At 56.8% G+C, this 12,943-nt stretch carries 11 protein-coding genes and 2 tRNA genes; all 13 read right to left on the bottom strand.

Features of this window, described 5'->3' with window-relative positions; translation table 11 throughout:
* Positions 1–46: 46 nt before the first annotated feature.
* Positions 47–1,975, bottom strand: a complete 1,929-nt coding sequence (locus tag QMZ29_RS22145; RefSeq protein ID WP_049208592.1) for a DEAD/DEAH family ATP-dependent RNA helicase — start codon at positions 1,973–1,975, stop codon at positions 47–49.
* Positions 1,965–2,039 (bottom strand): protein YrbN, encoded by a 75-nt coding sequence (gene yrbN / locus QMZ29_RS25865; protein ID WP_223182019.1) that lies wholly within the window; start codon positions 2,037–2,039, stop codon positions 1,965–1,967. The genes QMZ29_RS22145 and yrbN overlap by 11 nt, the downstream gene beginning before the upstream one ends.
* Before the next feature lie 122 nt (positions 2,040–2,161).
* Complete coding sequence (gene nlpI, locus QMZ29_RS22140) at positions 2,162–3,046, bottom strand: lipoprotein NlpI (RefSeq protein ID WP_025305056.1); 885 nt, start codon at positions 3,044–3,046, stop codon at positions 2,162–2,164.
* A 128-nt stretch (positions 3,047–3,174) separates the two neighbouring features.
* Positions 3,175–5,292, bottom strand: a complete 2,118-nt coding sequence (gene pnp / locus QMZ29_RS22135) for a polyribonucleotide nucleotidyltransferase (RefSeq protein WP_025305055.1) — start codon at positions 5,290–5,292, stop codon at positions 3,175–3,177.
* Between the two features lie 256 nt (positions 5,293–5,548).
* Entirely contained in the window at positions 5,549–5,818 is a 270-nt protein-coding gene (rpsO, locus tag QMZ29_RS22130) for a 30S ribosomal protein S15 (RefSeq protein ID WP_004933502.1), read from the bottom strand.
* 124 nt (positions 5,819–5,942) lie between these two features.
* The gene (gene truB / locus QMZ29_RS22125) at positions 5,943–6,887 is read right to left on the bottom strand and encodes a tRNA pseudouridine(55) synthase TruB (protein ID WP_039567792.1); all 945 of its coding nucleotides are present in this window, start codon (positions 6,885–6,887) and stop codon (positions 5,943–5,945) included.
* A complete protein-coding gene (gene rbfA, locus QMZ29_RS22120) occupies positions 6,887–7,297 on the bottom strand; it encodes a 30S ribosome-binding factor RbfA (RefSeq protein WP_004933508.1) in 411 nt (136 codons plus the stop codon). The genes truB and rbfA overlap by 1 nt, the downstream gene beginning before the upstream one ends.
* Before the next feature lie 70 nt (positions 7,298–7,367).
* A complete protein-coding gene (infB, locus tag QMZ29_RS22115) occupies positions 7,368–10,055 on the bottom strand; it encodes a translation initiation factor IF-2 (RefSeq protein ID WP_004933511.1) in 2,688 nt (895 codons plus the stop codon).
* A 23-nt stretch (positions 10,056–10,078) separates the two neighbouring features.
* Positions 10,079–11,587, bottom strand: a complete 1,509-nt coding sequence (gene nusA, locus QMZ29_RS22110) for a transcription termination factor NusA (RefSeq protein ID WP_019453340.1) — start codon at positions 11,585–11,587, stop codon at positions 10,079–10,081.
* Positions 11,588–11,608: 21 nt separating this feature from the next.
* Positions 11,609–12,061 (bottom strand): ribosome maturation factor RimP, encoded by a 453-nt coding sequence (rimP, locus tag QMZ29_RS22105; RefSeq protein ID WP_004933515.1) that lies wholly within the window; start codon positions 12,059–12,061, stop codon positions 11,609–11,611.
* Positions 12,062–12,278: 217 nt separating this feature from the next.
* Positions 12,279–12,355, bottom strand: a tRNA-Met gene (locus tag QMZ29_RS22100).
* Positions 12,356–12,414: 59 nt separating this feature from the next.
* Positions 12,415–12,501: transfer RNA gene (locus tag QMZ29_RS22095), tRNA-Leu, on the bottom strand.
* A gap of 69 nt (positions 12,502–12,570) precedes the next feature.
* Positions 12,571–12,906 (bottom strand): preprotein translocase subunit SecG, encoded by a 336-nt coding sequence (secG, locus tag QMZ29_RS22090; RefSeq protein WP_004933519.1) that lies wholly within the window; start codon positions 12,904–12,906, stop codon positions 12,571–12,573.
* Positions 12,907–12,943 lie beyond the last annotated feature (37 nt).

The following is a 12,943-nucleotide window of genomic DNA, read 5'->3' as shown; positions in this document are numbered from 1 at the left end:
CAGGCTGGTTTTTCAGAGTGCTTCACCGCGAACGGTGAATCAGCGATTACGCGTCGCCGAAACGACGACGTGGTGCTGCCGGTGCGCTGTCATCACGGCGTGGCGCCGGCTTGCCGTCACGGTTGTAGTTACCGCCACGACGCTCGCCGCCGTTACCGCCTTCGCGACGTTCACCGAAGGAACGACGTGGGCCGCCTTCGCGACGTTCGCCGTTGAACGGACGGCCGTTACCGTTGCCACGACGCTCGCCACCGTTGCCACCGTCACGACGCTCGCGACGTTCGAACGGCTGTGCATCACCCAACAGCTGCATGTTCATCGGCTTGTTCAGGATGCGAGTGCGAGTGAAGTGATTCAGGATCTCGCCCGGCATGCCTTTTGGCAGCTCGATGGTGGAGTGGGAAGCGAACAGCTTGATGTTACCGATGTAACGGCTGCTGATGTCGCCTTCGTTAGCGATAGCACCAACGATATGACGGACTTCAACGCCATCGTCACGGCCCACTTCGATGCGGTACAGCTGCATTTCGCCAACGTCACGACGTTCACGACGCGGACGGTCGCCGTCACGGCTATCGCGACGGTCGCCACGATCACCGCGGCGATCGTCACGGTCGTTGAACTCACGGCGCTGGCGCGGTTTGAAGACCGGATCCGGCGGCAGGATCAGCGGACGTTCGCCCTGAGCCATTTTCAGCAGCGCTGCGGCCAGGGTTTCCATATCCAGCTCTTCTTCCGGCTGCAGTTTGGTCAGCAGTGCGCGGTACAGATCCAGATCGCTGCTTTCCAGCTGCTGCTGAACTTTCGCGGCGAACTTGGCCAGACGACGCTCGCCCAGCAGTTCTGCGTTTGGCAGCTCCACTTCAGGGATGGTCAGCTTCATGGTGCGTTCGATGTTGCGCAGCAGGCGGCGTTCGCGGTTTTCCACGAACAGCAGCGCACGGCCGGCGCGACCCGCACGGCCGGTACGGCCGATACGGTGAACGTAGGACTCGGAGTCCATCGGGATGTCATAGTTGACAACCAGGCTGATGCGCTCAACGTCCAGGCCGCGGGCCGCAACGTCGGTCGCGATCAGGATATCCAGACGACCGTCTTTCAGGCGCTCCAGGGTCTGCTCACGCAGCGCCTGGTTCATGTCGCCGTTCAGCGCGGCGCTGCTGTAACCGCTGCGCTCCAGCGCTTCGGCCACTTCCAGGGTCGCGTTCTTGGTACGAACGAAGATGATCGCCGCGTCAAAGTCTTCGGCTTCCAGGAAACGTACCAGCGCTTCGTTTTTACGCATGCCGTAGACCGACCAGTAGCTCTGGCTGATGTCCGGACGGGTAGTCACGCTGGACTGGATGCGCACTTCCTGCGGCTCTTTCATGAAGCGGCGGGTAATGCGACGGATCGCTTCCGGCATGGTGGCGGAGAACAGCGCGGTCTGATGTTCAGCCGGGATCTCAGCCATGATGGTTTCTACGTCTTCGATAAAGCCCATGCGCAGCATTTCGTCGGCTTCATCCAGCACCAGACCGCTCAGGTTAGAGAGGTTCAGGGTGCCGCGCTTCAGGTGGTCCAGTAGACGACCTGGGGTACCCACAACGATTTGCGGGCCCTGGCGCAGAGCGCGCAGCTGTACGTCGTAACGCTGGCCGCCGTACAGGGCTACCACGTTGACGCCGTTCATGTGTTTGGAGAAATCGGTCATCGCTTCGGCAACCTGAACCGCCAGTTCGCGGGTCGGTGCCAGCACCAGGATCTGAGGTGCTTTCAGGTCTGCCTGCAGGTTGTGCAGCAGCGGCAGCGAGAACGCTGCAGTTTTACCACTACCGGTCTGTGCCATGCCCAGCACGTCGCGGCCGTTCAACAGGTGAGGAATACACTCAGCCTGGATCGGAGATGGTTTTTCATAGCCCAGATCGTTCAGGGCGGAAATGATTGGAGCAGACAGCCCCAGATCAGCAAAAGAGGTTTCAAACTCAGTCGTCATGTACACGTGCCTCATTAATAATGGCAGCCAGTCTACATAACTCGTCGAGAAAATTTTCAGTCATTTTCATTGAAAAGTGTGAACCGGCTCAAATTAGATTATAAAACGAACAAAAAAGCCCTCGCCCGTTAAGGCGATAACTTTGGTTAAAAACCAATGTTCATCAGGCTGATAGGTGTTCGTCAGCTATTGCTGGTCCGATTCCGATAGGTCGTCTTGCTCTTGGCCCAAAAGCGCCAATTCCAACAATGCATAGCGGTGCTCAACGAAGTTGTGAACGTTGTTAGACACCGTCAGTTTGAACAGCGCCGAAGCGGTGTCCTTGTCCCCCAGACTCAGGTAGTGTTTACCCAAATAGAAGTCAGTTTCACTGAGATGCTCAGCGAGCGAAGTGTTATCCGTTGCATCTGCCTTGAGGCGTTCCATCAGCGTTTTTTCGCTGATCTTGCCCAGGTAGAATTCGACAATATTCCATCCCCATTGCCCTCTGTCCGATTTGTCATAGCGCTGCTGAAGCGCTACTTCGGCCTTCTTGGGATCGATTTCTCGCTCCACCAGATACAGCCATAACGAACGGAAGGGATCGTTTGGGTCGTCTTGATAAAACGCCTGCAGATCATCCTGCGCCAACGGGAAGCGGCCGCCATAATACAGTGCGATGCCCCGGTTTAAACGCGCGTAATTGTAAGTTGGATCAAGCTCTAGTACAGAATCAAACGCTTCATAGGCAGCATCAAAATTGCCTGCCTGCGTTAAGTAAATGCCCAGGTAGTTGAAAACTTCCGGCATGTCGGGACGTATCGCCAGCGCCTGCGAGAAATCATTGCGCGCTAATGCACGTAACCCGAGGCTATCATACAGCACACCGCGCTCATATAAAAGCTGTGCGCGTTCGTCATCCGTCAGTGCCCGGCTGGCAAGAATTTGTTCCATGCGCGCCAGGATCACTTCCTGCTGCAACGTAGGCTGCAACGGGATTGCCAAAACTTCGTCTTTACGCCAATCATGGTTGCTGCATCCTGCCAGCATGAGTGCTGTCGCAACGTAACACCAGCGCAAGAAAGGCTTCATTTCCCACTCCCGAAGACAAACATTGGATGAACGTCCTGTCCTCCGTTTGCTAAAACGCGGGTATCCTACCCGCGCGATACGAACAGCTCCCAACCCCATGGCGGGGAGCTGTAAAACTATCTATACAGTTATTCTGCTTCAGGCGCAGGTGAACCTGCTTCCGGCGCCATCGCTTCTTTGATGCTCAGACGCACGCGGCCCTGACGGTCAACTTCCAGTACCTTAACCGGCACTTCCTGACCCATCTGCAGATAGTCGGTCACTTTCTCAACGCGCTTGTCGGCGATCTGAGAAATGTGCACCAGACCTTCTTTACCACCGCCGATAGCGACGAATGCGCCGAAATCAACGATACGGGTCACTTTACCCTGGTAGATACGACCCACTTCGATCTCTGCCGTGATCTCTTCGATACGACGGATAGCGAATTTCGCCTTCTCACCGTCGGTCGCAGCGATTTTAACTGTACCATCATCTTCAATTTCGATGGTAGTGCCAGTCTCTTCGGTCAGTGCGCGGATAACGGAACCGCCCTTACCGATCACGTCTTTGATTTTATCCGGGTTGATGCGGATAGTATGAATACGCGGTGCGAATTCGGAGATATCGCCGCGTGGGGAGCTGATAGCCTGTTCCATCACGCCCAGGATGTGCAGACGCGCGCCCTTGGCCTGGTTCAGAGCCACCTGCATGATCTCGCGGGTGATGCCTTCGATTTTGATGTCCATCTGCAGCGCGGTGATACCGTCGCGGCTACCGGCCACTTTGAAGTCCATGTCGCCCAGGTGATCTTCGTCACCCAGAATGTCGGACAGAACCACAAAGTTATCGGCTTCTTTCACCAGGCCCATCGCGATACCCGCAACGGCAGCCTTGATTGGCACGCCGGCGTCCATCAGCGCCAGAGATGCGCCGCACACGGAAGCCATGGAAGAAGAACCGTTGGATTCGGTGATTTCAGACACGACGCGAACCGTGTACGGGAAATCTTCCGGTTTAGGCATCATAGCCAATACGCCGCGTTTCGCCAGGCGACCGTGACCGATTTCACGACGCTTAGGAGAACCGACCATGCCGGTTTCGCCTACGGAGTACGGAGGGAAGTTGTAGTGGAACAGGAAGCTGTCGGTCTTCTCGCCCATCAGCTCGTCCAGGTTCTGTGCGTCGCGCGCGGTACCCAGGGTCGCGGTAACCAGCGCCTGAGTTTCGCCACGGGTGAACAGCGCGGAACCGTGGGTGCGCGGCAGTACGCCGGTGCGCACGTCCAGGCCACGGATCATGTCTTTTTCACGGCCGTCGATACGCGGCTCGCCACGCAGTACGCGGCTACGCACCACGTTCTTCTCGACGTTGCCCAGGATGTCCTGGATTTCGCCGGCGTCCAGCGTTTCGTCCTGCGCCAGCAGGGTTTCAACCACGCTGTCTTTGATCGCGTCAACCTGAGCGTAACGCTCTTGTTTTTCGGTGATGTGGTAAGCGTCGCCCAGGCGAGCTTCGGCCAGTTCAGCCACGCGCGCGTGCAGCGCTTCGTTGACCGCAGGGGCCTGCCAATCCCACTTCGGCTTGCCGGCTTCGGCAACCAGGGAGTTGATGTTTTCGATAACCACTTGCTGCTGGTCGTGGCCGAACACCACGGCGCCCAGCATCTGATCTTCGCTCAGCACTTCCGCTTCGGATTCAACCATCAGCACCGCGCCTGCAGTACCGGCAACCACCAGATCCAGACGGCTTTCTTTCAGCTCGTCAGTTGTCGGGTTCAGCACATACTGATCGTTGATGTAACCTACGCGCGCTGCGCCGATTGGGCCGTTGAACGGAATACCGGACAGGCTCAGGGCGGCAGAGGCGCCGATCATCGCGACGATGTCCGGGTTCACCTGCGGGTTAACGGAAACCACGGTCGCGATCACCTGAACTTCGTTCAGGAAGCTGTCCGGGAACAGTGGACGGATCGGACGGTCGATCAGACGGGAAGTCAGGGTCTCGCCTTCGCTCGGACGGCCTTCGCGACGGAAGAAGCTGCCCGGGATGCGGCCGGCGGCGTAAGTACGCTCTTGGTAGTTAACGGTCAGCGGGAAGAAGCTCTGGCCCGGCTTGGCTTTTTTCTGGCCAACGACGGTAACGAATACGGCGGTGTCATCCATGCTCACCATAACGGCGGCGGTGGCCTGACGAGCCATCATACCGGTTTCGATGGTGACGGTATGCTGGCCATACTGGAATTTGCGAATGATCGGTGTCAGCAAAATTATATCCTTGATTAGCGGCGCGCAATCGCATTGACGACTCGACACGCCTGTGACTCGATTTGCCTTCTCACTACATCCTCGCGACTAATGACAATCCTTATCTCAGGCAGGAGATAAAGCCTCTCATTAGCCGCGCGAACCTCTGTAACGGAAGAACCTGTTTGGAAACATCAGTAATACATTAACCTGATTTGCTTATGCTTCCTAGAAGAAAGGGGCCAAAATAGGCCCCTTTCCACTGAAACTTGCTAGATTAGCGACGCAGACCCAGACGCTCGATCAGGCTGGTGTAACGTGCTACATCTTTACGCTTCAGGTAGTCCAGCAGCTTACGACGCTGAGAAACCATACGCAGCAGACCACGACGGCTGTGGTGATCTTTTTTGTGCTCGGAGAAGTGGCCTTGCAGATGGTTGATCTGCGCAGTCAGCAGGGCAACCTGAACTTCGGTAGAACCGCTGTCGTTAGTACCACGACCGAAATCAGCTACGATTTGAGCTTTAGCTTCAACACTTAGAGACATTGTAATACTCCAGATTATAGATAATAAAAACAGGCGCCGATCTCTAATTCAGCAACCCAATGCATAAGCTGCGCCATTCTACTCTTAGCGCAGTGCGATCGCAAGGCGACGCAGTGCCCCGCCGTCAGTCGAAATGCTCGACCACCAGGCGGCGCGGCGCCACGCGACCATCTTCGGCGATGTCGCCAACGCCGATGAATTTTCGCTCTTCACCCTCGGTGATACGCACCAGGCCGGAAGCCGGCGCGCCGGCCACTTGCACCGGTTGCCCCTGCTTGACGTAACCCGCGACCACCGGCAGCAAATTCACTTCCGGATAGTTCTCAACCGGGCTGTCCATCGGCATCAGCAGCGGATCGAGCAGCTCGCCGGGCGCGATCGCTTGTTCCTGCGCCTGAGCCAGCAAGGCGTTCAGCTGTTCCAGCGTCACCATGCGCGCGATCGGATAAGTCGCCACCTGCAGGCGGCGCAGATAGATCACGTGCGCGCCGCAGCCCAGCAGCTCGCCGAGATCGTCGGTGATGGTGCGGATGTAGGTGCCTTTCGAGCAGTGGATCTCCAGCTCCAGCTCATCCCCTTCCCAGCGGATAAACTGCAGCTCGTACACCGTGATGCTGCGCGCTTCGCGCGGCACTTCAATCCCCTGGCGCGCATACTCGTAGAGTTTCTTGCCCTGGTATTTCAGCGCCGAATACATCGACGGCACCTGCTGGATGTCGCCGCGGAAGGTGTCCAGCGCCGCGTCGAGCTGCGCCTGGGTGAAGTTCACCGGGCGTTCCTGCACGATCTGACCGTCGGCGTCGGAAGTATCGGTACGCTGCCCCAGCTTGGCGATCACCCGATAGCGCTTGTCGGAATCGAGCAGGTATTGCGAAAACTTGGTCGCTTCGCCCAGGCAAATAGGCAGCATGCCGGTCGCCAACGGATCGAGCGCGCCGGTATGGCCCGCTCGGTTGGCGTTGTACAGACGTTTTACTTTTTGCAGCGCATCGTTGGACGACAACCCCTGCGGCTTGTCCAGCAACAGCACGCCGTGGATGTCACGGCCGCGGCGACGAGGGCGACTCATTAATCCTCCTTGTCATCGCCTGAGGCGGAACGGCGCTCGGCGTCGTTCTTCACCACGTTGGTCACCAGGTTGGACATGCGCATGCCTTCCACCAGGGAGTTGTCGTAAGCGAAGGTCAGCTCCGGCACCACGCGCAGGCGCATCGCTTTGCCCAGCAGGGTACGGATATAGCCGGAAGCGTCCTGCAACGCTTTGATGCCGTTGGTGACCAGATCCGGATCGTGGTTCTCGGTCAATACGTTCAGGAAGGTGACGTAAACCTTGGCATACGCCAGGTCGCGGGACACTTCCACGCCGGAAACGGTCGCCATGCCGACGCGCGGATCTTTAACTTCACGCTGCAGAATGATCGCAATCTCTTTCTGCATCTCTTGCGCCACGCGTTGACCGCGGCTGAATTCTTTTGCCATTTTGGATTCTCCAGACAAATCGGGGGGCACAAAGGCCCCCCGTAAACAGATATAAGCAGATGTGCAATCGTTAAGCGATGGTGCGTTGGATCTCAATGATTTCGAACACTTCGATCATGTCGCCGACGCGCACGTCGTTATAGTTCTTAACGCCGATACCACATTCCATGCCGTTACGGACTTCGTTAACGTCATCTTTGAAGCGGCGCAGGGATTCCAGCTCGCCTTCATAGATAACCACGTTGTCGCGCAGTACGCGGATTGGGTTGTGACGCTTGATGGTCCCTTCGGTAACCATACAGCCGGCGATAGCGCCGAACTTAGGCGATTTGAACACGTCGCGCACTTCGGCCAGGCCGATGATCTGCTGCTTGTATTCCGGCGCCAGCATACCGCTCATCGCCTGCTTCACTTCGTCGATCAGGTTATAGATCACGGAGTAGTAACGCAGATCCAGGCTTTCCGCTTCGATCACGCGGCGCGCAGAAGCGTCGGCACGCACGTTGAAGCCCAGGATGATGGCGTTGGAAGCCGCAGCCAGCGTCGCGTCGGTTTCGGTGATCCCACCTACGCCGGAGCCGACAATCTTCACCTTCACTTCGTCGGTAGAGAGTTTCAGCAGCGAGTCGCTGATCGCTTCGCAAGAACCCTGCACATCGGACTTCAGTACGATGTTCAGCTCAGACACTTCGCCGTCGGTCATGTTAGCGAACATGTTTTCCAGCTTGGACTTCTGCTGACGCGCCAGTTTGACTTCGCGGAACTTGCCCTGACGATACAGCGCCACTTCACGCGCTTTCTTCTCGTCGCGCACCACGGTCGCTTCGTCACCCGCTGCAGGCACGCTGGACAGACCCAGGATTTCCACAGGGATAGACGGACCGGCAGAGGTCACTTCACGGCCCAGCTCGTCACGCATCGCACGCACACGGCCGTATTCGAAGCCGCACAGGACGATGTCGCCCTTGTTCAGCGTACCTTCCTGAACCAGTACGGTAGCCACTGGGCCACGGCCTTTATCCAGGAAGGACTCGATCACTACGCCGCTCGCCATGCCGCTGCGTACCGCTTTCAGTTCCAGAACTTCGGCCTGCAGCAGGATAGCCTGCAGCAGCTCGTCGATACCGGTACCGGCTTTCGCGGACACGTGAACGAACTGCGCTTCGCCGCCCCACTCTTCCGGCATAACGCCGTACTGAGACAGTTCCTGCTTAACGCGGTCCGGATCGGCTTCCGGCTTGTCGATTTTGTTCACCGCAACCACCAACGGCACCTGCGCCGCTTTCGCGTGCTGGATAGCTTCGATGGTCTGTGGCATCACGCCGTCGTCGGCCGCCACCACCAGAACCACGATGTCAGTCGCCTGAGCACCACGAGCACGCATCGAGGTAAACGCGGCGTGGCCCGGGGTATCCAGGAAGGTGATCATGCCGTTCTCGGTTTCTACGTGGTAGGCACCGATGTGCTGGGTAATGCCGCCGGCTTCGCCCGCCGCCACTTTGGTGGAGCGGATGTAGTCCAGCAGAGAGGTTTTACCGTGGTCAACGTGGCCCATGATGGTCACGACCGGCGCGCGCGGCTCAGCCGCAGCGCCCGTATCACGGTCGCTCATCAGCGCTTCTTCCAGCTCGTTTTCACGACGCAGAATAACTTTGTGGCCCATCTCTTCGGCAACCAGCTGTGCGGTTTCCTGGTCGATAACCTGGTTGATGGTGGCCATAGCGCCCAGCTTCATCATCACTTTGATGACCTGAGAACCTTTTACCGCCATCTTGTTGGCCAGCTCGGCCACGGTGATGGTTTCACCGATCACCACGTCACGGTTAACCACCTGCGCCGGCTTGTTGAAGCCCTGCTGCAGAGCGCTAGGCTTGCGTTTGCCTTTACCGCCACGGGTAACGGCACGCGCTTCTTCGCGATCCGCTTTGGATTCGGACAGCTTGTTGCCTTTCTTCTGCTTGGTCGCTTTGCCGCCGCGGGTGCGGCTACGACGATCGCCTTCAACTTTGGCGTCGTTTTCGTCTTCTGCGGCACGCGCATGCTGAGAGGTGGTCACGTGATAGTCGGCACTTTCAACCGCAGCGCTTGCCGCGTCGGCCTGGGCCCACTTCTCGCCGTTCTCTTCGGCCATGCGACGGGCTTCTTCCGCCACGCGCTTGGCTTCCTCTTCAACCTTGCGGCGCACTTCCTCTTCCGCTTTACGTTTCAGTTCAGCGGCTTCGGCTTCACGGCGTGCTTTTTCCGCCTGAGCTGGCTTGGTCATTTCGTCGGTATGTTGATTGGTCACTTTTTCTTTTTCCGCTGAATTACGCTTAGCAATCTCCGCGGCCTCACGTTTGGCTTGCTCTTCGGCTGCGCGCTTCGCTTCCGCTTCGCGTTTTGCGAGCTCTTCCGCTTCGCGCCGTGCCTGCTCTTCCGCTTCACGCTGTGCCTGCTCTGCCGCTTCAGCCAACTGGGCTTCCTGCGTATCGCGATTTACATAAGTGCGTTTCTTGCGGACCTCAATTTGCACCGATTTACTTTTACCGCCGGTGCTCGGGATATTCAAGGTGCTGCGCGTTTTGCGCTGCAAAGTGAGTTTACCTGGCGCGCTGCCGTGTTCACGGTTCAGGTGCGCCAGCAATGTTTCTTTTTCTTGCTGGGTAACAGAGTCCGACTCGGACTTGTTGATCCCTGCATCAGCAAACTGCTGTACCAGGCGATCAACCGGAGTCTGAATCTCTGCTGCCAGCGATTTTACGGTTACATCTGTCGTCATGCTGTTCCTTCCTGCTACAGTTATTACGCGTTGTCGCCAAACCAACAGATATTGCGTGCAGCCATGATCAGCTCACCGGCTTGCTCATCGCTAAGCCCTTCAATATCAGCCAGATCGTCAACACCCTGCTCGGCAAGATCTTCCAGCGTACAAACCCCACGCGCGGCCAGTTTAAAGGCCATGCTGCGCTCAAGACCCGGCAGGTTGAGCAAATCGTCGGCCGGTTTGTTGTCGCCCAGGCTTTCTTCTTGTGCCAGGGCCAGCGTGGTCAATGCAGCTTTGGCGCGTTCGCGCAATGCTTCAACCGTATCTTCATCCAGACCGTCGATTTCCAACAGCTCTTTGATCGGCACGTAGGCCAGCTCTTCCAGCGTGGAGAAGCCTTCTTCAACCAGTACGGTGGCGAAATCTTCGTCGATATCAAGATACTTGGTGAAGGTATCAATAGCGGCATGAGCCTCGGCCTGGTGCTTGGCCTGCAGGTCGTCCGCCGTCATCACGTTCAGTTCCCAACGATCGTCGCCGCGGTGTTGTTTCAGCAGCTGGGAAGCCAAACGCACGTTTTGGCCGTTACGGCCGATCGCCTGTGCCAGGTTGCTGGCTTCAACGGCGATATCCATGGTGCAGTTATCTTCGTCTACCACGATCGACGCGACGTCGGCCGGCGCCATGGCGTTGATGACGAATTGCGCGGGATTATCATCCCACAGGATGATGTCGATGCGTTCGCCGCCGAGCTCGCTCGACACGGCCTGAACGCGCGCACCGCGCATACCTACGCAGGCGCCGACCGGGTCGATGCGCTTATCGTTGGTTTTCACTGCAATTTTCGCGCGAGAGCCTGGATCGCGGGCTGCCGCTTTAATTTCGATCACTTCTTCGCCGATTTCCGGCACTTCGATGCGGAACAGTTCTTTCAGCATTTCCGAGCTGGAACGGCTGACGAACAGCTGCGCGCCGCGAGCTTCGGGACGTACGGCATACAATACGCCGCGAATGCGGTCGCCCGGACGGAAGTTTTCGCGCGGCAGCATGTCTTCACGGCCAATGACCGCTTCGGCGTTGTTGCCCAGATCCAGCGCGATGCTGTCACGGTTCACTTTCTTCACCACGCCGGTGACGATCTCACCTTCGTGTTCACGGAAAGCGTCGACCACCATCGCACGCTCGGCTTCACGTACTTTCTGCACGATAACCTGCTTGGCGGTTTGGGTGGTGATACGGTCAAAGGTCACAGATTCGATCTGATCTTCGACGTAGCCGCCGAGCTCGATGCTCGGATCTTCAAACTGAGCGGCTTCCAGCGTGATTTCACGCGTCGGCTGAGTCACTTCGTCTACGGCGACCCAACGGCGGAAGGTGTCGAAATCGCCGGTTCTACGGTCAATGCTGACGCGCACGTCGATTTCCTGCTCGTATTTTTTCTTGGTTGCGGTGGCTAATGCAGTTTCCAGCGCTTCGAAAATCTTCTCGCGCGGAAGGGATTTTTCATTGGAAACTGCTTCAACAACAGCCAGAATCTCTTTGTTCATCCTAGTTGCCTCTTCCAAACTTTAAAAGTGGGGTACCAGGTTCGCTTTCTGGATGTTGCTCAGCGCGAACACTTCATCTTTCCCTTCCACAGTAACCGTGATCATCTCGCCTTCGACAGACTTGATAATACCCTGCCACTTGCGACGGTTCTGTACCGCCATGCGCAGGACCAGGCTGACTTCTTCACCGAGGTAACGCGTATAGTGTTCTGCGGTGAACATCGGGCGATCAAGGCCAGGAGAGGAGACTTCCAAGTTGTAAGCGACCGTGATTGGATCTTCGACGTCCAATACAGCGCTGACCTGGTGGCTGACATCAGCGCAATCATCAACATTGATGCCGTTATCACTATCAATATAGATGCGGAGCGTCGATTGGCGCGCACGAATGAATTCGATGCCTACAAGCTCAAAGCCCAACGCTTCTACGGGTGCCGAAAGCATCTCTGTTAACTGTTGCTCTAATGTGGACAAGCCCACCCCCAAGACATAAAAAAAGGGCTAAATAGCCCAGTGATTCTGTTGCCAAATAACAAAAAACCCCGAAAAATCGGGGCTTTATGCAACTGGACCCTGTTTGCCGCTAGGCGGCCTCGGTACAACTTTCGAGCAAGTGTCATTTTCAAATGTTGATCGAGAAAAGCGGATTTCAATCGAAAAGTGTATTTGAAAATAAACACTTAAAGGAAAGTGGTTGCGGGGGCCGGATTTGAACCGACGACCTTCGGGTTATGAGCCCGACGAGCTACCAGGCTGCTCCACCCCGCGCCGAAAACGTGGCAAATACTACGCCGATAATCGCAAAATTGCAAGTTATCTCTGGGATTTGGTACCGAGGATGGGACTCGAACCCACAAGCCCGTTAGGGCACTACCACCTCAAGGTAGCGTGTCTACCAATTCCACCACCTCGGTACTGATTCTTACTGCTAACGGCCGTTGTTCCTTCGAGTTCACAACCACCGTTTACAAACTTTTTGCGGCTTACTGCGGGATGTCGCTGCTCGGCTTAGCTGGTGCTGCCGGCGCGGTCGTCTGCTCAGTTTTCACTGGCTGACCCAGGTTTTCCCACTCACTGCCTTTCTTGCTTTGGTTGCTGCTGAGGTTGCCCAGAATCAGGCTGATGACGAAGAACAGCGTCGCCAGCACAGCAGTCATGCGGGTCATAAAGTTACCGGAACCACTCGAACCGAACAATGTGCCTGATGCACCTGCTCCGAAAGAGGCTCCCATATCAGCGCCTTTACCTTGCTGTAGCATAATCAGAGCAACCAGCCCGATTGAGATCAGCAGGAAAATTACCAGAAGAGCTTCGTACATAGTAGTACCCGTATCCTTGCGGCCTCACCGCATGCCA

The sequence above is a fragment of the Serratia sp. PF-27 genome (assembly GCF_030053255.1).
In the GTDB taxonomy this organism is placed as follows: Bacteria; Pseudomonadota; Gammaproteobacteria; order Enterobacterales; family Enterobacteriaceae; genus Serratia; species Serratia bockelmannii.
This window is presented reverse-complemented; position numbering and strand designations above follow the sequence as displayed.